Genomic DNA, 19,732 nt, shown 5'->3' on the forward strand with positions numbered 1-19,732 from the left:
CACAAACGTTCATGATCGCGGTGGCCGTCCTCATGCCCGCACGCACCCCCGACAAGACACTGACCAGCCCAGACGCTGGAACTACAGCTGCCGTGTCACAGCCTACTGAATGGATACCTTCAGTCGGTCCAAAAAAACATCCGCCCCGGCGTTGCCACTTCCCTCTCATAGAGCTGGCGTAGCTCCCTGCGGACGCTTTCCCTGTCTTTCAGTCCTGCCGTCAGGAAGTTGATCCACATGTTAACTTTGTTCTGGCCCTTTATTCCCGGTGTCATCACCGCCCCACTCTCCCATTTCGAAATTGTCGCGTTCCCTACGCCGACTGCAACTGCGACCTCTACTCGCGAGAATCCCCTATTCTCGCGGAGTCGCAGCATCAGTTCCCAGAATGCCAGCTTTGCGGGATCCCTACCGTCTTGGTATATTGCATTATAGAGCGTTTGAAGCTTTTCTTGGATTTTTGTGTTGTCTGTCACCGCCTGGATCCAGCGGCGTGCCGTGCCCGGATCGATGTAGATGCCGGACTCGCCTTTCGCTATAAAATGGATTCCGAGACTCGCCTTTTTTGCAAGCTCCTTCTGCGTCAGGCCTGCCTCCTCGCGCACTTTCCAAATTCTCCGGCTGAAATCGTTTTCGCCAACGGCGGGGCGTTGGCGTTTACCTTGGTTGCTTTTGTGTTCAGTGAGGTTGGGGTCGGGTGGGGGTTGTTTCCGCTTGAGGGGCTTGGGTTGTCCGCTTGAGGGTGGTGGAGCCGGGTGGGGTGTGGGCTGGTTTCGGGGGTGGGTCTGCGGGTGTTGTGCCGGCGGGTGGGTTTGTGGGGTTGTCTGGGGGTAGTGCTGGGTCTGTTGGTCGGGGGTCCAGGTGTATGCGGGTGGCTGGGCCTGGGGCTGGTTTTGGGTTTGCTGCTGGTTGGCGAGGGCCCACTGGGTTGATTGCCAGGCGTAGGCGATTTGTGCATCGAGGGCGGACAGGTCGGCCTTCCGGCTCTGGTATTGCCGCAGGTATGCGATTCGTCCGTCGGGGGACTGCCAGGCTGTGGTCCACCAGGCTGTGGGGTCGTCGTGGATGTCTTCGCTTGCCAGGAACGCTGCCAGGCCGTCGGCGATGGTGTCCCATGTGGGTTGCTGGTCCATCTGGGCAAGCCAGTCGAGCCAGTGGATGAGGACGTTTTCGTCCATCTGTGACCAGGCGTGTGTGGCGGGGTGGGGGTGGACGGGCGGGGGCGCGGGTTGTGGGGGCGGATCGGGTGTCCAGACGTAGCCCGCTCCCTGGATCTGCTGTTGCGGTTGCGGGGCGGATACCGGTCCGGGAAACGCGCCCTGGCCGGAGGGCGGATTCGCTGTCATGGGGTAGCCGGCCTGGATGCACACCTCCCGCAGCCATCTACTCCAGGCGGCGTTGTCCCAGCCGTTCACCTCGGTCCTGATCACATCTGCACTGGCCTGCTCGACGGCGTCATGGGTGGAGTTCCTAAATATCGACTCCAGCCACTGCCTGACCGCATCCTCGGTCATACCGTAGAACCCGGCGACATCCTTCACGGTGGCCTGAACGAGCCCCGTCCCGCAGTTGCTGATCAGACTGTCGAGAGCGTCGGCATCCTCGTTGAACCAGGTCTCCATCGCTTGCACCTCTCACGCTTGCATCCTCAGCCTGGCCGGACGAGGCGTGCCCGCAACCTAATGCGGTGCAGTCCCGCCCCCGCGTTCCGGGCGGACAGCATGTCGGGCACAGGTCGCGTCCCTCCCGGCGGCGGGTGCGGAGGCATGCATCGCCACCGGCCGGGACAGGCCTTGGTCACGAGGGGCCTGCACGACGGTGGAACCAGCCTCCCGTCTCCGATGTCCGGCCGCAGTCCGTGACCGGGTGGTCGACCGTGCACCCGCCGGTATCTGCGGAACCTGCTCGGCGAAATGACTTGTCGAGGGGGCTACTCAGCTTGAACTCGTAGACGCCGAGAGGGCGTGACGGTCCTTGATCCCTGCGGTATGGCAGGTGCATGCGGTATGCGCAGAGGGGCGGGTATACGCCTGCCGAGCAGGAACGACGTGAACAACTGCGGCTGAAGGCCGCTGAGTTATTTGAGCAGGGCGAGAGTTCTGGTGCGGTCGCGGCGGAGTTACGGGTAGCGCCGCGCACTGTGCGGCTGTGGCGTCAGCGGTGGCGCGAGGGCGGGGTGCAGGCCCTGCGTTCCAGGGGACCGGTGTCGCCGGAGCGTCTGTCGGCGCGGCAGTTCGCGCGTCTGGAAGCAGAACTGCGGCGCGGCCCGCCGGCGCACGGATTCGCCGACGACCAGCGGTGGACGCTGAAGCGGATCAAGGCGCTGATCGGGCGGCTGTTCCATGTGGGCTACACGGTGCAGGGCGTGTGGAAGCTGATGCGGCGCCACGGCTGGTCGTGCCAGGTCCCGGTGCGCCGGGCCGTCGAGCGGGACGAGGAGGCCATCGAGGTGTGGAAGCAGGAGGTGTGGCCGCAGGTAAAACCAGTGCGGCGGACCTGGGCGCCTACATCTGCTTCGAGGACGAGGCGGGGCAGGGCCTGAGGCCGCCGAAGGGCCGCACATGGGCCCCGCGCGGGGCACGGCCCGTGGTGAGGGTGCGTGGCAGAGGTTCCGGCCGGGTCAACGTGGCCGGCGCGGTCTGCTTCCGCCCCGGCGAGCGCCCGCACTTCTTCTACCGGCTGCACGTCTATCACGGGCGCAAGGGCGAGCCCAAGAGCTTCGCCTGGCACGAGTACCGCGAACTGATCCTCGCCGTTCACCAGCAGCTGCACGCGCCGCTCGTGTGGTGCTGGGACAACCTGAACGTGCACCTGTGTGCACAGATGAAGGAGTTCGCCGACGAACACCAGGAGTGGCTGCGTGTGGTCCAGATGCCCGCGTATGCACCCGAGCTGAACCCCACCGAGGGCGTCTGGTCACTCCTGAAACGCTCCATCGCCAACTTCGTCACCGCCGACCTGGGCGGCCTCGTCCGCATCGTCAAGCGCAAGCTCAAGAAGATCCAGTACCGGCCCGACCTGATCAACGGCTGCCTCACCGAGACCGGCCTGGTGATCGAACCACCGTGATCCACCAGCCGGCGTCTACGAGTTCAAGCTGAGTACTAGTAGGTCGTCGCTGCTTAGTTGTGTCATGTCTGGGAGGCTGGTATCTGTCAGATCCTTCTCGCTTGTCAGACAGGGCTGTTGTTATGGGTTCGCAGAAGAAGCGGCCGGTCAGGCTGACCACGCAGGACCGTGAGGAATTGGTCCGGGTGACCACGACGGGTGTTCGCGGAGCTTCGATGATCATGCGTGCGCGGGTGCTGCTCGCGCTGGACACCTCGGTGGGTGAGGTGGACTCCAAAGAGGCGATCGCGACCCGGCTCGGCGTCTGTGGTGAGACGTTGCGGCTGGTCGCCAAGCGTTTCGCCGAGACCGGTGGCGATGTTCACGCCACGGTCGCACGGAAGAAACGCGACCTGCCGCCGGTGCCCTCGCCGGTGACCGGCGAGGTCGAAGCCCGGCTGATCGCGATGGCATGCTCCCAGCCGCCCCCGGGCCATGCGCGGTGGTCGCTGCGACTACTGGAGAAGCACGTCGCACTGGTTGAGGACATCCCCGATCTGGACCACTCCACCATCGGCCGGATCCTAAAAACGGAACTGCGCCCTCACCTGAAGAAGTGCTGGACCATCCCACCACGAGCGAACGCACAGTTCGCAGCCCGGATGGAAGACGTCCTCGCCGTCTATGCCCGACCCTACGACCCGGCACGTCCGGTGGTGTGCATGGACGAAAAGCCCTACCAGCTCCTCGACCACGTCCGCGGCCCAATCCCCGCCCGACCCGGCCGCGACGCGTGCCAGGACAGCGAGTACATCCACTGTGGCACCTGCTCCGTCTTCGTATGGACCGAACCCTTACGCGGATGGCGTCGCACGCAGGCACTGTCCCGACGGACCCGGATCGACTGGGCCGGCCAGGTCAAACAGCTACTGACACGGCAGCTGTAGTTCCAGCGTCTGGGCTGGTCAGTGTCTTGTCGGGGGTGCGTGCGGGCATGAGGACGGCCACCGCGATCATGAACGTTTGTGACGACGTATCAAGACACGGTGGCCGCGGAGGCCACGATAGCGGAGCAGACGTGGGGCGAGACATTCGGGAGGGTCATGGCAACCGTCGCGGGCTGTTTCACACGGCGTGAAACGCGGGCGACAGCCGCCGAGTTGGTCGCCGGACTGTTGCTGGAGGTGGACACGCGGAACTGCTGGACGCTCGGGCAGGCGTTGGGACATCCGGGCCCTCACCGGCTGCAGCACCTGTTGTCCCGTGCCCGGTTCGATCACGATCGGGCGGGGAAGGAGATCGTCCGCCTGGTGGCCGGTGAACTAGTAGGTCGTCGCTGCTTAGTTGTGTCATGTCTGGGAGGCTGGTATCTGTCAGATCCTTCTCGCTTGTCAGACAGGGCTGTTGTTATGGGTTCGCAGAAGAAGCGGCCGGTCAGGCTGACCACGCAGGACCGTGAGGAATTGGTCCGGGTGACCACGACGGGTGTTCGCGGAGAAGCTCCTATTTCCTGTCAAGCGGCCTGTGCAAGGTCGGCCGTCGTGATGTTCGTGCAGGTCAAGGCTCTGAAGACCTCACGGGCTATGTAGCGCTTGAGGCAGCGGATGATGTCCTTCTTCTGCAGTCCCTGCGCAGTGCGTCGGGCCACGTACTCGCGGGTGCGGCGGTCGTGCTGCATGCGGACGACCGCGATGCGGTAGAGGGCTGCGTTGGCGGACCGGTTGCCTCCCCGGTTCAGCCGGTGGCGGTCGCGGCGGCCGGAGGAGGCCGGCAGAGGTGCGGCGCCGCACAGATGGGCGAAGGCTGCCTCGGAGCGCAGGCGCTCGGGGTTGTCGCCGACTGCCGCCAGGAGGCGGGCGGCGGTCTCGGGCCCGACGCCGTTCACGGCCAAGAGCATGGGCGCGGCCTGAGCCGCCAATGTGGTCAACTCGGCGTCATACTCGCTGATTTCACGCCCGAGGTCCTGGTATCTGCGGGCAAGGCGGCGCAGGGTGAACTTGGCCGCGGCGGTGGGGTCGGCCAGGTCCGGTGTCGGTCGGAGCCTGGCGCATGCGCTGATCAGGTCTGCTGCTGCCAGAGGGCGCAGTTGGCTGCGCAGGGTGTCGGGCGCGGTGACCAGGAGGCTGCGGATCTGGTTGATGGCCTGGGTGCGGGCCTTCATGGCCGAGGTGCGGGCGTTGTGCAGGACCCGCAGCCCCTCGGCGGCACCGGTGTGGGTCTTGGGGATGACGCCCGCACGTCCGGAGGCGACTGCCTCGGCGGCGGCATAGGCGTCGATGGGATCGGACTTGCCCAGCTGGCGGCGCATGCGCCGGTCAGGCCGGTTGATGTCGAACACTTGCAGGCCGGAAGCGGCCAGGACGCGTGCGAGCTGGGTGCCGTAGGATCCGGTGCCCTCGACGCCGACGGCGCGCACGCTCCCGAAAGAGCGCAGCCAGGCCAGCAGGGCGCGGTAACCCTCGCTCGTGGTCGGGAACTGAGCGTCGCCCAGATGCCGGCCGATGGGGTCGACGGCGGCGGCATGGTGGGTGTCGGCGTGGGTGTCCACGCCTCCGAAGACGTCCGGGCGCTGATCGGCCATGATGGAGGTGCTGTCCTTCCGGGTTGGCAAGAGGGGCAGCACACGCCGGTCGGGCGGCGGACAAAGCAGTGACGGGGGCTTCTAGCCCAAGCTCCTATCAGGTCACGAGCGCCCGATCGGCTGTGTGCGTGGTGGCCCCCCGCAGCGAGTCGACAGTTCTCCGACATGACAGCCCGTGGGCGTCAGCTTCGATGTGGGTCAGACCCGGCGGAGGACCACGGCACCATCATCACTGCTTCGATGATCATGCGTGCGCGGGTGCTGCTCGCGCTGGACACCTCGGTGGGTGAGGTGGACTCCAAAGAGGCGATCGCGACCCGGCTCGGCGTCTGTGGTGAGACGTTGCGGCTGGTCGCCAAGCGTTTCGCCGAGACCGGTGGCGATGTTCACGCCACGATCGCACGGAAGAAACGCGACCTGCCGCCGGTGCCCTCGCCGGTGACCGGCGAGGTCGAAGCCCGGCTGATCGCGATGGCATGCTCCCAGCCGCCCTCAGGCTATGCGCGGTGGTCGCTGCGACTACTGGAGAAGCACGTCGCACTGGTTGAGGACATCCCCGATCTGGACCACTCCACCATCGGCCGGGTCTTAAAAAACGGAACTGCGCCCTCACCTGAAGAAGTGCTGGACCATCCCACCACGAGCGAACGCGCAGTTCGCAGCCCGGATGGAAGACGTCCTCGCCGTCTATGCCCGACCCTACGACCCGGCGCGTCCGGTGGTGTGCATGGACGAGAAGCCCTACCAGCTCCTCGACCACGTCCGCGGCCCAATCCCCGCCCGACCCGGCCGCGACGCGTGCCAGGACAGCGAGTACATCCGCTGCGGCACCTGCTCCGTCTTCGTATGGACCGAACCCTTACGCGGATGGCGTCGCACGCAGGCACTGTCCCGACGGACCCGGATCGACTGGGCCGGCCAGGTCAAACAGCTACTGACCGTGGACCACCCCGACGCCGAAACCGTGGTCCTGGTGATGGACAACCTCAACACCCACACCATCGCCTCCCTGTACGAGGCCTTCGAACCAGAAGAGGCCTTCGCCCTGGCTCAACGCCTCGAGATCCACCACACGCCCAAGCACGGCTCCTGGCTCAACATCGCCGAGATCGAACTCTCCGCGCTGACCCGGCAATGCCTCGACCGCCGGATCGGCGACCTCGACACACTCAACACCGAACTCTCGGCCTGGCAGAACGCCACCAACACCCACCAACGCCAAGTGGACTGGCAGTTCACCACCCATGACGCACGCATCAAACTGCGCCACCTTTATCCCAAGAATTAGCCACGACAGTCTACTAGTAGGACTCCGTTATGTCTGCCTGTCGGTCCTGTTTGGGGGAACGCTGAAGGTGTGGATACACATGAAGTGAACCGGGCTCGGGCGAAGTTGGCGTTATTCGTGGCTGATGTGTTCGCCTCGGTGCCGCGCAAGGACCAGCGGGCCAAGAGCGACTGCTATCTGCGGGGACTGATGGTGGACGGTCGCCGCAAGTCCATCCAGGCCATGGCGCAGCGGCTGCCGGACGGCAACGAGCAGAATCTGCAGCAGTTCGTGAACCAGTCGACGTGGGATCCGCTGCCGGTGCGGCGGCGGATTGCGCAGCGGATGGTGCCGCTGGTCGGTCCGGACGCGTGGGCGGTCGATGACGTGTCGTTTCCCAAGGACGGGAAGATGTCGGTGGCGGTCGCCCACCAGTACTGCGGGGCGCTGGGCAAGCAGGCCAACTGCCAGGTCGCAGTGCGTGTGCACGCGGTCTCCGACACGGCGTCCTGTCCGCTGCAATGGCGCCTGTTCGTGCCTGAGGAGTGGGCGCACGATCCGGTTCGCCGGCGCAAGACCGGGATGCCCGACGAGATCGGGCACCGGGAGAAGTGGCGTCTGGCCCTGGACACCATCGATGAGCTGGCCGGATGGGGTCTGGTGCCTCCGGTTTTGGTGGCCGACGCCGGCTACGGACAGAACGCCGACTTCCGCGACGGCCTGGAACATCGCAGCATCGACCACGTGGTGGCGATCCGCTCGGATGTGACCGTCCACCCGCATGATGCGATGCCCATGGCCCCCACCTGGTCCGGCAACGGCCGCAAGCCCCAGCCCCGCTACCGCGACAGGCCGACTCCGGTGGCCGCGCTGGTGGCCGGCCACGGACGGCAGGCCTTCACCGAGGTGACCTGGCGGGAAGGATCCCGCGGACCGCTGCGCTCACACTTCCTGTCCCTGCAGGTGCGGCCCGCCGGGATCAAATCCAAACGCCTCGCCCAGGCCGCCGCCCTCGCCTCACACGGCCACTGGGACGGCGTCCTGCCTGAGGTCACACTGCTGGCCGAATGGCCCGACGGCGCCGAAGCACCCACCGGCTACTGGCTGTCCAACCTGCCCGCAGACACCCCAATCGCCGAACTGGTCCGCCTGGCGAAGATCCGCTGGCGCATCGAGCACGACTACCGGGAACTCAAGCACGGCCTCGGCCTGGACCACTTCGAGGGACGTTCCTGGAACGGCTGGCATCACCACGTCACCCTGGTCACCGCCGCCCACGCGTTCCTCACCGAACAGCGACTGGCCCCAAAAGCCGATACAGCCAACTCACCCTCTACCAGACCCTCGACGCCATCCAGGACCTGCTGAACTGCTGGACCGGCACCTGCACCACCTGCCACCGCCCCCTGCCCAGAACATCCACCACCAGCCAAAACCCCAGAGCCAGAGCAACCTAACGGAGTCCTACTAGTGCCGTATCAGGCAACGTTCGCCCTGTTGACTACCTTGCGCAGGCGTTCGTCGGCGGCGTGCTTGTTCCGCCAGATGATGTAGCGGCGGATCATGCTGCCCTGCTCCTTGTGGCTGGCATGGTCGGTGCCGTCGAGTGCGAAGTAGCGCAGGGCGGTGAACTGGGCCTCGATGCGGTTGAGCCAGGAGCTGTTGGTCGGGGTGTAGGCGAATTCGACGTTGTTGGCCGTGGCCCAGTCGCCGACGCGGGTGTCCTTCTTGGTGGTCAGGTGCGGGGAGAAGTTGTCGAGCACGATCGCGATCCGGGTCTCGGCCGGGTAGAGGCTGCGCAGGTAGCGGCAGAACTCCAGGAACCTCGTCCGGTTCTTCTTCGGCTTGATGTGGCCGTAGAGCCTGTCCCGGGCCAGGTCATAGGCGGCGAGGAGGTGGCGGACGCCGTGCGGGCGGGTGTAGGTGGCCCGTCGGCGGGGGCGGGGTTCCCGGTCGGGGTCCTTGTGCTTCCCGCCGCGCTCGGTCCACTGCCGGCCGGGGTGAGGCTGGAGGTTGAGCGGGCCGAACTCGTCAAGGCAGAAGACGACTTCTGGTTCGCCATCGTCGGGTATGACCTCGCCGTCGGCGATGGCGTAGAGGTGCTCGACGCGCGCTTTCTTGGCGGCGTAGTCGGGGTCGCGGGAGGTCTTCCAGGTCTTTATGCGTTGAAACGAGACGCCCTCCTCACGGAGCAGAACCCGAAGGCCCTCGTGGCTGATGTCGTCGACCACCCCCTCGGCGACCAGGAAGTCGGCCAGCTTGGCCAGGCTCCAGGTCGAAAACGGCAGGCCGTGCTCGGCAGGCTTGGACTTGGCGGTCTTCTTGATCTCCCGGCGTTCGGGGAGAGTGAAGGTCTTGGGCCGACCGCCCTTGTACTTCGGGTAGAGCGAGTCGAAGCCGTCGGTGTTGAAGTTGTGGATCACGTCCCGGACTCGGTCCGCGCTGGTGAATGTCACCTCGGCGATCTTCACCACGGGCATGCCCTGCGCGGACAGCAGCACCATCTGGGCCCGCCGCCAGGTCACCACCGACCCCGTGCCTCTACGGATGATCCGCAGCAGGCGCTGCCCCTCGTCGTCATCGATCTCACGGACGCGTACTCGTTCTGCCACCCAGACAGCTTGGCCGACACCGCGCCGTCCGGACCAGCATCCGAACGGCGCGTCACATCACCACAGGGCAAAGGTTCTCTGATGCGGCACTAGTAGGACTCCGTTATGTCTGCCTGTCGGTCCTGTTTGGGGGAACGCTGAAGGTGTGGATACACATGAAGTGAACCGGGCTCGGGCGAAGTTGGCGTTATTCGTGGCTGATGTGTTCGCCTCGGTGCCGCGCAAGGACCAGCGGGCCAAGAGCGACTGCTATCTGCGGGGACTGATGGTGGACGGTCGCCGCAAGTCCATCCAGGCCATGGCGCAGCGGCTGCCGGACGGCAACGAGCAGAATCTGCAGCAGTTCGTGAACCAGTCGACGTGGGATCCGCTGCCGGTGCGGCGGCGGATTGCGCAGCGGATGGTGCCGCTGGTCGGTCCGGACGCGTGGGCGGTCGATGACGTGTCGTTTCCCAAGGACGGGAAGATGTCGGTGGCGGTCGCCCACCAGTACTGCGGGGCGCTGGGCAAGCAGGCCAACTGCCAGGTCGCAGTGAGTGTGCACGCGGTCTCCGACACGGCGTCCTGTCCGCTGCAATGGCGCCTGTTCGTGCCTGAGGAGTGGGCGCACGATCCGGTTCGCCGGCGCAAGACCGGGATGCCCGACGAGATCGGGCACCGGGAGAAGTGGCGTCTGGCCCTGGACACCATCGATGAGCTGGCCGGATGGGGTCTGGTGCCTCCGGTTTTGGTGGCCGACGCCGGCTACGGACAGAACGCCGACTTCCGCGACGGCCTGGAACATCGCAGCATCGACTACGTGGTGGCGATCCGCTCGGATGTGACCGTCCACCCGCATGATGCGATGCCCATGGCCCCCACCTGGTCCGGCAACGGCCGCAAGCCGCAGCCCCGCTACCGCGACAGGCCGACTCCGGTGGCCGCGCTGGTGGCCGGCCACGGACGGCAGGCCTTCACCGAGGTGACCTGGCGGGAAGGATCCCGCGGACCGCTGCGCTCACACTTCCTGTCCCTGCAGGTGCGGCCCGCCGGGATCAAATCCAAACGCCTCGCCCAGGCCGCCGCCCTCGCCTCACACGGCCACTGGGACGGCGTCCTGCCTGAGGTCACACTGCTGGCCGAATGGCCCGACGGCGCCGAAGCACCCACCGGCTACTGGCTGTCCAACCTGCCCGCAGACACCCCAATCGCCGAACTGGTCCGCCTGGCGAAGATCCGCTGGCGCATCGAGCACGACTACCGGGAACTCAAGCACGGCCTCGGCCTGGACCACTTCGAGGGACGTTCCTGGAACGGCTGGCATCACCACGTCACCCTGGTCACCGCCGCCCACGCGTTCCTCACCGAACAGCGACTGGCCCCAAAAGCCGATACAGCCAACTCACCCTCTACCAGACCCTCGACGCCATCCAGGACCTGCTGAACTGCTGGACCGGCACCTGCACCACCTGCCACCGCCCCCTGCCCAGAACATCCACCACCAGCCAAAACCCCAGAGCCAGAGCAACCTAACGGAGTCCTACTAGCTGCTGTGGAGTCCATCAGTGAATCTCGGCCTTCGTCAGGTTCTCTTGATCGTTGGGGTTGCTGGTGTCGGGTTGTCAGCGGGGGCAGGTACGGTTCTTGGGGTGATCACGACGCATGCCTACCGGTTTGCGCTGGACCCGACGCCGCGTCAGGCCGGTGCGATGTCCGGCATGCCGGCGCGGCTCGTGTCGCCTACAACTGGGGTCTGGCCGTGGTGAAGGCGGTCCCGGCGTGAGGCGGAACGCTCCTACGGCATTGCCGAGGCGGAGTTGACGCCTACGGTGTCGTGGTCGATGTACGCGCTGCGCAAGGCGTGGAACCAGGCAAAGGACGCCGTTGCCCCCTGGTGGGTGGTGTGCTCGAAGGAGGCGTACGCCACCGGTCTTGACCGGCTCGCGTCTGCGTTGAAGAACTGGGCCGATTCCAAGCGGGGCAGGCGCAGGGGCCCGCGGATGGGTTTCCCGCGCTTCAAGTCGAAGCGGAAGGCCACGCCTTCGGTCAGGTTCACCACGGGTGTGATCCGGCTGGACGGGCGTATGCATGTGGTGCTGCCCGTGCTGGGGCGGATCAGGACACACGAGTCCACATGCAAGCTCGGCCGCCTCATCGAGGCGGGGAGCGCGCGGATCAAGTCCGCGACCGTCGGGCAGGAGGCCGAACGCTGGTTCGTCTCCTTCATCGTGGAAGTCCAGCGCGCGGAGCGTACGCCCACCCGGCCGGATGCGGTGATCGGCGTCGATCTCGGGGTGAAGACCCTCGCGGTGTTCTCCGACGGGCGCCCGGCCACCGAGAACCCGAAGCACCTGGCCGAAGCACAGCGGAAGCTGGGCCGCCTGTCCCGTACGGTCTCCCGCCGCCGAGGGCCCGACCGGCGCACCGGACAGCAGCCCTCGAACCGGTGGAAGCGCGCCGACGCCCAGCGCAACCGCGTGCACCACCGCGTCACCGCGCTGCGCCGGGACGGCATACACAAGCTCACCACCTCCCTGGCCGGGGAGTACGGCACCGTGGTGGTGGAAGACCTCAACGTCGCCGGCATGGTGAAGAACCGGAAGCCGGCCCGCTCGATCGCGGAGCGCAGACCACCGTGACGCCCAGATCCGGCACGCCATCAGCCAGTTGCTGCACTGGGCCGACCGGTGCGGCGTCAAAGCCATCGGCCTGGAGAACCTGGACTTCGCCGCCGAGAAGACCCGCGAGAAGCACGGCAGACGTAAGCGCTTCCGGCAGCTCATCTCGGGCATCCCGACCGGCAAGCTCAAGGCCCGGCTCGTGTCCATGGCGTCCGAACACGGCCTGTCGATCGTTGCCGTGGACCCGGCGTACACGTCGATGTGGGGCGATCAGCACTGGAAGAAGCCCCTCACCTCGAAGAAGCGAAAGATGTCCCGCCACGATGCCGCCGGCATCGCGACCGGGCGACGCGCCCTCGGGCACCATCCGGCGACGGACGGCACCGCCCACGCAGCACCACAGCGATACTGCGGGGCATCGGACCGCCCAGGCCGGACCAGACGCACGAGGGCGTGAGGGAACCCGCCCACCCGTCACGGAGTATGCACACGATGCACGCAGCCGGACGGAGACACAGCGAACGCGGGAGACCAGCGCATCAAACACCGTTCGCGATGCGCGCAGTTCCGGGAGCCGGCAGCAAATGTCACTCCAGGACACTGGTTAGGAACGGTTGGTCCCAGGACAAGATCCGCGCTGAGGCGCTTGACCAGGCCGCAGTGGTGTGGCCGTTGGCGCAGGCCTGTCCGAATTTCAGGCACCACCGGCGCACCGTCTCGTAGGACACGACGACGTCGCGCTCGATCATCAGCTCCTCGACCTCGCGAAACGACAGCGGGAACCGGAAGTACAGCCACACGGATCTGTTCCCGGACAGCACCTGTCCGATCACAGACTTCTCTGACACGCGCCGCAGGTACATCACGGCCGGCGGACTGGCGCCGGTGGAGTCCGAACGAGCCGTCACCGCAGTCCGGTCACGCTCGCACCAGCAGGCTCAACCGCATAAGGAAGTCCTCCACGCCTCCAAGAGATTGACAACCAGGGCGTCACCTGAGAGCGAGCGGCCCGCGGGCGCCGAGCCTGAACGACTGCCTCTTCACCCGCCTGCAGCCCTGCCTTTTTGGCCCTTGTTAGTGCGCTCGATGACTGCAACGATGCAATCCTTCTGGCATGTATAGGACAAGACCTGCAGTGTGGTCAGTTTACCTGCGCGGACAGTAGCCGTCGGACATGGCGGCCTCAATCTGTGTGCCTCACGCCTTGGTTGAAGGAGACGCGATGCGGGATCGGCGCTGCGACAAGATTCACGAGCTGCCCTCAAGGGCCGCCGCCGAGGCCGAGGACGTCAGTCGTCGTAGCCTGCTGCGGTGGAGTGCGTTCCTGGCTGCCGGGGGTGTGGCCACCCTGGTCCCGGCCAGCATCGCCAGTGCCGCCACCAGTGGCACGCCCGGTCAGAAGGAGACGACGACTTACAAGGGAACTGCGCCCTTCGGGTTCGACCAGTGGATCTCCATAGAGCTCGACATTCCGGCCGGTGTGCAGCGCATTTCGGTCAGCTATTCCTTCGAGCCGCAGACGAGTCCCAGCCTTCCCGGTACCTGGAACAACGTGATGGACATCGGCATCCTTGGGCCGACCGAGTTTCGCGGCTACTCGGGCAGCGCCCGGAAGGAGTTCACGCTGTCGGCCGCGGACGCCACCCCTGGCTACGTGCCGGGGCCCATCCAGCAGGGCAAGTGGTCGATCATCCTGGGGCCGATGGTGGCCGAACTGAAGGGCATGGGTTGGCAGGTGGACGTGACTCTCGATTACGGTGATCCGCTGCCCACCACCACTCCCTACGACGTACTTCCCGCGAGCATCCCGAACACCGGTTGGGGGTGGTATCGGGGTGACCTGCACATGCACACCGTGCACTCCGACTCCCAGCGCACGGTGGACGAGCGGGTCGCTGACGCCCACGCCGCCGATCTGGACTTCATCGCCATCTCCGACCACAACACCAATGCCGCTGGGGTGTCCTGGAGGGGCAACATCCCCAAACGAATGCTGGTGATCAACGCCGAGGAGGTGACGACCCGGCACGGGCACTGGCTGGCGGTGGGCATCCCCCAGGGCGACTGGATCGACTGGCGATACAAACCGTCGGATGGCAAGTTCGACGCCAACGTCCAGCAGGTGCGCGGCCTGGGCGGCTTGGTCATCGCCGCCCACCCTATGACGCCGGCGTTCGGTTCGGCCTGGGAGTTCGGCCTGGGCCTGGACAAGATCGACGCTATGGAGGTGTGGAACGGGGCCCCTGGGTCCGGCACGCGACCCTGGACGGGCGACGACGAGCTGAACCTCATCGCCTGGCATTTGCTGCTGTGCGCGGGCAAGCGGGTTCCCGGCCTGGGCAACAGCGATGCCCACTCCCTGGGCGACGGCCTCGTGGGGACGCCCCAGAACGTGGTGTGCGCCAAGACCCTCTCCAAGGCCGCGCTGCTGGACGCGATACGCCGGGGCAGGCTGTATGTGGCGGAGTCGTCCCAGGTGACGGTGGATTTCACCGCCAGCGCCCGCGGGACGAGCGCCGGCCCCGGCGAGACACTGCCCCTGGGCTTCTTCGACGCCGTGGACGTCGTCGCCAAGATCTCCGGTGCCCCGAACACCGTGGCCACCCTCGTCACCGAGTGGGGCGTCATGGCCTCCATCCAGATCGACGCCGGCGGAAGTGGCGTGCTGCGCTGGCGCGGCTGGGGCAAAGCCTCCATGTTCGCCCGCGTCGACGTCCGCCGCATGGAGCCCTCCTGGAGCGTGCTGAGCCAGATGGTCGCCTTCACCAACCCCATCTGGTTCTACGGAACTCCCACCGTCAGCGACCCGAACGTTCCCGCCATCCGCCTGCGCGGGCACGCCACCCCCGAGATACCCTTCGGCACCAGCGGTACCAGCGAGCGAGCACTGCCGGGCATCACCCATTACACGGAGCGCTTCGCCGCAGCGAGCGTATCCCTTGCCACTCCCCCGCCCCCGGGCCGCAAGACGGCCCTGACCATCGGCGACGACCAGCACTTGTACCTCACCGTTATGAGATGGAACGGCATGTGGGCCGAGTGGCTCCAGGTACCCAACCCCGGCGGCGCGGCCGACCTCAAGTTCCAGACGGCCGACCTCGCCGGGATGCCCGACGGCACCACCCAGTACCTCGCCACCGGCATGGACGGCATCCTCTACCACCAGACGGGTGATGCCAGCATGCCAGGCCGCCTTGGACAGTTCAGTGGTTTCCAGCCCGTGCCCGGGACGGACGGGTCGCCCACGTGGCGGGCGGCCAAGGTCGCCGCCGAGGGAATGCCTGACGGCACCACGCAGGTGCTGACCTACCGGCTCGACGGCAGTCTCTACCACAACATCCGCCGCACCGACGGTTCCTGGGTCGGCTGGACCCGCCTCGCGGGCTATAGCGTCACCCCGGCCTTCGCCGGTACGGCCCTGTCCATGGTTGGCATGTCCGACGGCTCGTCTCAGATCCTCGCCATCGGGCTCGACGGCCTCGTCTACCACCAGATCCGCTACCCGGATGGCCGGTTCACCGGATTCCGTCAGGTTCAAGGCATCAAAGGCCCGACCATGGCCGCTAGTTCGGTCGACATCGCCCTCGACACCTACTACCGCCAGAACTCAGTCCGAGTCGCCGCCGTCGGTCAGGACGGCAACGTCTGGTACGTCACCCGCATGGCCGACGGCTCGTGGAACGACTGGCAGCAGGCCACCACCTCCACCAGTAAGGGCTTCCCCTACGCCCGCGTCGTCATCACGCCGGGTGATGCATGGGGAAACAAGTACGTGGCCCTCTCCACCCTCTGACTGCGAACCCGGTACCGCCGGGCGGCGGGCGTTGCCGCCGCCCGGCGCCCTCTACAGGTTCGCCGAGCAAGCTGGCGCCGACGAGATCGCCTCCTGGGGCTATGAACTCCTAACAAGGGCGTCGGACATGTCGGTGGGTGATCAGGCAGGTTGCGAGGCCTAGGAAGGCCTCATGGATGTCGTCGCGTCTCTCCCATCGGATCCGCAGGCGGCGAAGCCGTGCAGCCAGGCGCCCAGGCCGGAGCCGTGCTCCGCGCCTCGTTCGGCGATGACCGGGCGGATGCCGCGCTTCCAGAGCAGTCGCTGGTACTTGTCGTGGTCGTAGCCGCGGTCGGCAAGCAGCGCATCGGGAACTGCACCAGGAGCCCTGTCTTCATGCACGGCCACGACGAAATCACCCGCCGACCGGCCACTTTCGATCACTCCGCACTCAAGATCGATAGGACAACGGCTTCTGACAGCACCCGGGCAGCGCGAACGCGCGATGAAAGGCTTCCGGTCCGTCGGATCAGCACAACGGTTCCGCCCCCACCGGCACCTGACGACCGCCGGCCGCCACCGCCACCACATGATGATCCGCTTCGCCCTCTGGAACCACATCACCGGCCGGCACCGGCCTGCCCGCCAACGACCTGGACCACAGGCCACCCCGCCCCCGGTCACGCCCTCAACCGATCACGCCCCCGACAACGTGACAGCACCTTACATACATGTTGACCTATTCCTGCGGCGGCCTCTCTGCGTCATTGCCGGGTTTCCTGCGAGTTTTACTGCGTGGGTGCATTGACGGCGAAGGAGCTCCATACCTAACATGTATGTATGGAGCTCCCGTACGGACCATCGACTCCCGAGAGTCGGGGGGAGCCATTCCAGTGGCGCGTGCCCGGTGTCGCCGAGCAGTGCGCGCCATCAGAGGCGCAGGGCTCCCGACCGGTGGCTGAAGAGGTCAGCGAGGCATGTCATGGATTCCATACGAGCCGGTGTCGTCACATCACGCAGGTTCCATCCCCTTCCGCGCCGGACGGTGCCAGCAGCACATGTTGCGGTTGCTGACGTGCCTGAGCCGGACACCCGCCGGCAGCAGGCGATGATGGCGCTCCCGGCGGAAGCATGCCGCGTCCGCACCGTCCGGCACTTCGTCGCCGCTTTGTTGAGGAGCTGGGGAGTCATCGAGTCGGACCGGGACACCGCATGTCTGATCGTCAGCGAGCTGGCCGGTAACGCGGCTCAGCACGGTGGCGCCGAGATGACGGTGTGCGTGAGCCTGTCGGCTGAGTCTCTGTGCATCGACGTGGTCGACACCGGTTCTGCCTCGCGTGTGCCGCACCCGCACTGTGGTGACCTTGACGAAGAGCACGGCCGCGGCCTCGGCATCGTCGATTGCCTGGCAGATTGGATTGACGTAGTTGCAGAACCGGACAGGTGGCGAAGTCGTGCCGGCCTCAGGGTCAGCAGGGCAGTCCCGGCTCAGCGCATCCTTCCGGCTGCCTAGAAGCCAAAAGCGGCAGGTTCCGTGCTCTGGGGTCACAGAGTGTCGCTGAGGGTGTCAGCCAGTCGGTGCCGGACAGCGCGCACCGCAGGCGGAATCGATACAGCGACCGATCCAGCCACTGCGGCCGCCACCAAGAGCAGCAGAGCGAAGAGCGGCGGTGGCTGGGCGATGCCCGAACCGATGCCGCTGGAAGCGCCTTGCAGATTGATCAGCCACTGGGACGCCAGAACACCCAGGCCTGTGCCGACTACGGCGGCAGCCAAAGCGATGAAGCCGGTACCAGCCACGATGACCGCCACGATCTGCCGCGGTGTCAGCCCGATGGCCTTGAGCGCCAGAAGGTCACGGCGGCGGTCCCGCACTCCGGCAGCGATGGTGGTCGACAGTTCCGCAAGGCCGATCAACGCCAGCACAGTGACCAGGCCAGCGATCACCGGTTGCACCGAGCTGAGCTCGCCGACAGGGTTCGCGCTCTCACGAATATCCAGCCGCCCGCCCGCCCCCTCGTTGAGCCGGTCCCTGACAGCCGACGGAGCGACGCCCGGCTCGAGCACGAGAGCGTAGAAGTCCGGTCGGAGCGCGGGATCGCTTTCCTGCAGCGTGCGCAGGGAAGCAGAGATGACCCGTCCACTGTCTTCCGGCTCGATGCTGCGTCCGACGATGTGCAGGACCTGGGGACTGCCTCCCACCGTCATGCGAACCCAGTCCCCGACCTTCACATCGAGGAGGTCGAGCAGCCCCTGCCCTGCGATGGCTTCGTCGGGGCCGTCGGGCGCCCGGCCCTCGTTCACGGCGAACGGATACGGAGCGTCTGCAGTACCCAGACCTCGCAGGGTGATGGTGCCGGTCTGCCCCGGCACCAGCGCCGCTACATCGACACCGGGATAGACACCCGCCACCGCTGGATCCACGCTGAGCAAACGCCGTACCGACGCGTCATCGAGACCGTCGCCGCGGGCAGTGAGCGCTGCAACGATCCCGACGTCCTGAGGATCGTTCTCAAACCGGTCGAGCGTCGTCCAGGTGCCGAGCGCAATCGTGATCAGCAGGAGGGGAACAGCCAAGCGCCCCACCGCCGCACAGGCACGCAGGGGAAACTGGAAAGCGCTGCGCCAGCCGAGAACCAGGGCGGGAGGCAAACGAAGACCCAGAGCGCGCCGTGCAGTTCCGGACATCCGCCGGCTGGAGGGGACAGCGGCCCGGGCTACCGGAACGGGCGGTACACGGCCTGCCCGCCATGCCACTGACGCGACCGTTGCAGTGATCAAGACAATAGCTCCGGCCACCACGCCGACCGGCACCCAGATATGACCGGGGAGTGCCTGCCACAGCTGAACCGCCTCCCCAGCCCGGCCGGGCAGACGGGCTCCGAGTAGCTCAGTTGCGAGCGCACCTGCGACGATGCCCAGCACCGCAAGTGCCAGGTACTCGGCCAGAAACATCTGAATCAGCTGCGCCGGGGTGAAACCGATCGCCTTCAGCACGGAGATATCCCGCAGCGAGCTGCGGATTCTGGTGCCGGCCGCACCCGCCCCAGCAAGTGCAGCGGCCAGCAGTGCGCCCACGCCGAAGACGCCCAACAGCAGCCCGAGGAGCCGGTCGCCTCCCCGTGCCTCGGCCCGGGCATCCTGCCAGGTAGAAATATCGGCGATCCGGTCGGCGCCGAGCTCCGTGACCGCACGCTGGATGACGTAGCCGGAGTCCTGGGGGTCGGCGAGCCTTAGTCCGATGATCTGCTCGTGCTGTTTCTGAGGTTCCATGAGGCGGAACGTGGCGGTGGACACCCACATCACGCCCGGGACCTCCCCCGGCTCGTAAGGTGACTCCGCGATATCGGCGACACCGGTGATGCGCAGCGAGTGGGCGGCTTCGCCCTTGACGCGCACGCTCACCCGGTCGCCAGGCTCGGCCCAAAGGGCACGGGCCAATGAACTTTCCAGTACCGCTTCGTCCTCAGCGCCGGGGGCCAGCCAGCGGCCAGCGGTGACCAGCGGCCGGGCCACCCGTGGCGGCTTGTCGGTAACGGCACGCATCTGCACCGCCGCTGTGCTGCCAGCCAGGCCTGCGGTCGCGGGCGCGGTGAGAAACGGACCCGAAACGGCCTGCACCCCGTCGAGCCGGCCCAGGACACTGGGGTCGGCGCCTGCCTTGGTCTTCATCCACACGTGTGCGCCGGAGGACTGGGTGAAGACCCGCTGCCAGGGATTGGCCGCGTAGCTGAGAAGGGCGCCGGCGAGCAGCAAGGAAACGACGATTCCGGCGGTCGCCAGCAGCAGGAACAATGCCTCTCCGCGGTGCTCGCGCAGATCGGCCCGCACCCAACGCACCATGGCACGCAT

14 protein-coding genes and 5 pseudogenes are annotated in these 19,732 nt (G+C 66.6%); 12 read left to right on the forward strand and 7 right to left on the reverse strand.

Annotation, left to right across the window (positions count from 1 at the left end):
* Positions 1–119: 119 nt before the first annotated feature.
* Entirely contained in the window at positions 120–1,622 is a 1,503-nt protein-coding gene (locus OG331_RS01005) for a helix-turn-helix transcriptional regulator (protein ID WP_406190671.1), read from the reverse strand.
* A 377-nt stretch (positions 1,623–1,999) separates the two neighbouring features.
* Here OG331_RS01005 and OG331_RS01010 point away from each other — a divergent pair, with 377 nt between their 5' ends.
* The 3 genes from OG331_RS01010 to OG331_RS01020 all read left to right on the forward strand — a co-directional run bounded on the left by OG331_RS01010 (position 2,000) and on the right by OG331_RS01020 (position 3,995).
* Positions 2,000–2,542: a winged helix-turn-helix domain-containing protein gene (locus tag OG331_RS01010; RefSeq protein WP_406190674.1), complete on the forward strand. Its 543-nt coding sequence runs from the start codon at positions 2,000–2,002 to the stop codon at positions 2,540–2,542.
* Positions 2,467–3,069 (forward strand): transposase, encoded by a 603-nt coding sequence (locus OG331_RS01015; protein ID WP_406190677.1) that lies wholly within the window; start codon positions 2,467–2,469, stop codon positions 3,067–3,069. The genes OG331_RS01010 and OG331_RS01015 overlap by 76 nt, the downstream gene beginning before the upstream one ends.
* Positions 3,070–3,284: 215 nt before the next feature.
* Positions 3,285–3,995, forward strand: coding sequence for an IS630 family transposase (locus OG331_RS01020; RefSeq protein WP_406190679.1), 711 nt, complete (start codon positions 3,285–3,287; stop codon positions 3,993–3,995).
* A 566-nt stretch (positions 3,996–4,561) separates the two neighbouring features.
* Here OG331_RS01020 and OG331_RS01025 read toward each other — a convergent pair.
* Together OG331_RS01025 and OG331_RS01030 are read right to left on the reverse strand one after the other, a co-directional pair.
* A complete protein-coding gene (locus OG331_RS01025; protein WP_406190682.1) occupies positions 4,562–5,629 on the reverse strand; it encodes an IS110 family transposase in 1,068 nt (355 codons plus the stop codon).
* Positions 5,630–5,827: 198 nt separating this feature from the next.
* The gene (locus tag OG331_RS01030; RefSeq protein WP_406190685.1) at positions 5,828–6,019 is read right to left on the reverse strand and encodes a hypothetical protein; all 192 of its coding nucleotides are present in this window, start codon (positions 6,017–6,019) and stop codon (positions 5,828–5,830) included.
* Here OG331_RS01030 and OG331_RS01035 point away from each other — a divergent pair.
* The 3 genes and pseudogenes from OG331_RS01035 to OG331_RS01045 all read left to right on the forward strand — a co-directional run.
* A pseudogene (locus tag OG331_RS01035) lies at positions 5,972–6,160 on the forward strand (helix-turn-helix domain-containing protein); the annotation flags it as partial. The gene OG331_RS01030 and the pseudogene OG331_RS01035 sit on opposite strands and share 48 nt — an antisense overlap.
* 100 nt (positions 6,161–6,260) lie before the next feature.
* A complete protein-coding gene (locus OG331_RS01040) occupies positions 6,261–6,917 on the forward strand; it encodes an IS630 family transposase (protein ID WP_406209564.1) in 657 nt (218 codons plus the stop codon).
* A 69-nt stretch (positions 6,918–6,986) separates the two neighbouring features.
* Positions 6,987–8,264, forward strand: coding sequence for an IS701 family transposase (locus OG331_RS01045; RefSeq protein ID WP_406190687.1), 1,278 nt, complete (start codon positions 6,987–6,989; stop codon positions 8,262–8,264).
* Between the two features lie 110 nt (positions 8,265–8,374).
* Here OG331_RS01045 and OG331_RS01050 read toward each other — a convergent pair whose 3' ends face one another.
* Positions 8,375–9,508, reverse strand: coding sequence for an IS630 family transposase (locus OG331_RS01050; protein ID WP_406190614.1), 1,134 nt, complete (start codon positions 9,506–9,508; stop codon positions 8,375–8,377).
* Positions 9,509–9,653: 145 nt separating this feature from the next.
* On the opposite strand from OG331_RS01050, the gene OG331_RS01055 reads away from it, so the two are divergent.
* The 3 genes and pseudogenes from OG331_RS01055 to OG331_RS01065 all read left to right on the forward strand — a co-directional run.
* Positions 9,654–10,931 (forward strand): IS701 family transposase, encoded by a 1,278-nt coding sequence (locus OG331_RS01055; protein WP_406190343.1) that lies wholly within the window; start codon positions 9,654–9,656, stop codon positions 10,929–10,931.
* Positions 10,932–11,328: 397 nt separating this feature from the next.
* On the forward strand, positions 11,329–12,126 hold the full coding sequence (gene tnpB / locus OG331_RS01060; protein ID WP_406190690.1) for an IS607 family element RNA-guided endonuclease TnpB: 798 nt from the start codon (positions 11,329–11,331) through the stop codon (positions 12,124–12,126).
* Positions 12,110–12,716, forward strand: a pseudogene (locus OG331_RS01065) (IS200/IS605 family accessory protein TnpB-related protein); the annotation flags it as partial. The gene tnpB and the pseudogene OG331_RS01065, both read left to right, overlap by 17 nt.
* Before the next feature lie 66 nt (positions 12,717–12,782).
* On the opposite strand, the pseudogene OG331_RS01070 reads toward OG331_RS01065, so the two are convergent.
* Positions 12,783–12,971 (reverse strand): annotated as a pseudogene (locus tag OG331_RS01070) (hypothetical protein); the annotation flags it as partial.
* A gap of 359 nt (positions 12,972–13,330) precedes the next feature.
* Here OG331_RS01070 and OG331_RS01075 point away from each other — a divergent pair.
* Positions 13,331–15,901: a CehA/McbA family metallohydrolase gene (locus tag OG331_RS01075; protein ID WP_406190693.1), complete on the forward strand. Its 2,571-nt coding sequence runs from the start codon at positions 13,331–13,333 to the stop codon at positions 15,899–15,901.
* A gap of 109 nt (positions 15,902–16,010) precedes the next feature.
* Here OG331_RS01075 and OG331_RS01080 read toward each other — a convergent pair.
* Positions 16,011–16,264, reverse strand: a pseudogene (locus OG331_RS01080) (IS5/IS1182 family transposase); the annotation flags it as partial.
* Between the two features lie 106 nt (positions 16,265–16,370).
* Between OG331_RS01080 and OG331_RS01085 the strand changes: the two are divergent.
* Positions 16,371–16,523: pseudogene (locus OG331_RS01085) on the forward strand (IS6 family transposase); the annotation flags it as partial.
* 432 nt (positions 16,524–16,955) lie between these two features.
* On the forward strand, positions 16,956–17,393 hold the full coding sequence (locus tag OG331_RS01090; protein ID WP_406190695.1) for an ATP-binding protein: 438 nt from the start codon (positions 16,956–16,958) through the stop codon (positions 17,391–17,393).
* A 32-nt stretch (positions 17,394–17,425) separates the two neighbouring features.
* On the opposite strand, the gene OG331_RS01095 is transcribed toward OG331_RS01090, so the two are convergent.
* Positions 17,426–19,732, reverse strand: coding sequence for an ABC transporter permease (locus tag OG331_RS01095; protein ID WP_406190697.1), 2,307 nt, complete (start codon positions 19,730–19,732; stop codon positions 17,426–17,428).

This window comes from Streptomyces sp. NBC_01017 (assembly GCF_045162795.1).
GTDB lineage: Bacteria > Actinomycetota > Actinomycetes > Streptomycetales > Streptomycetaceae > Streptomyces > Streptomyces machairae.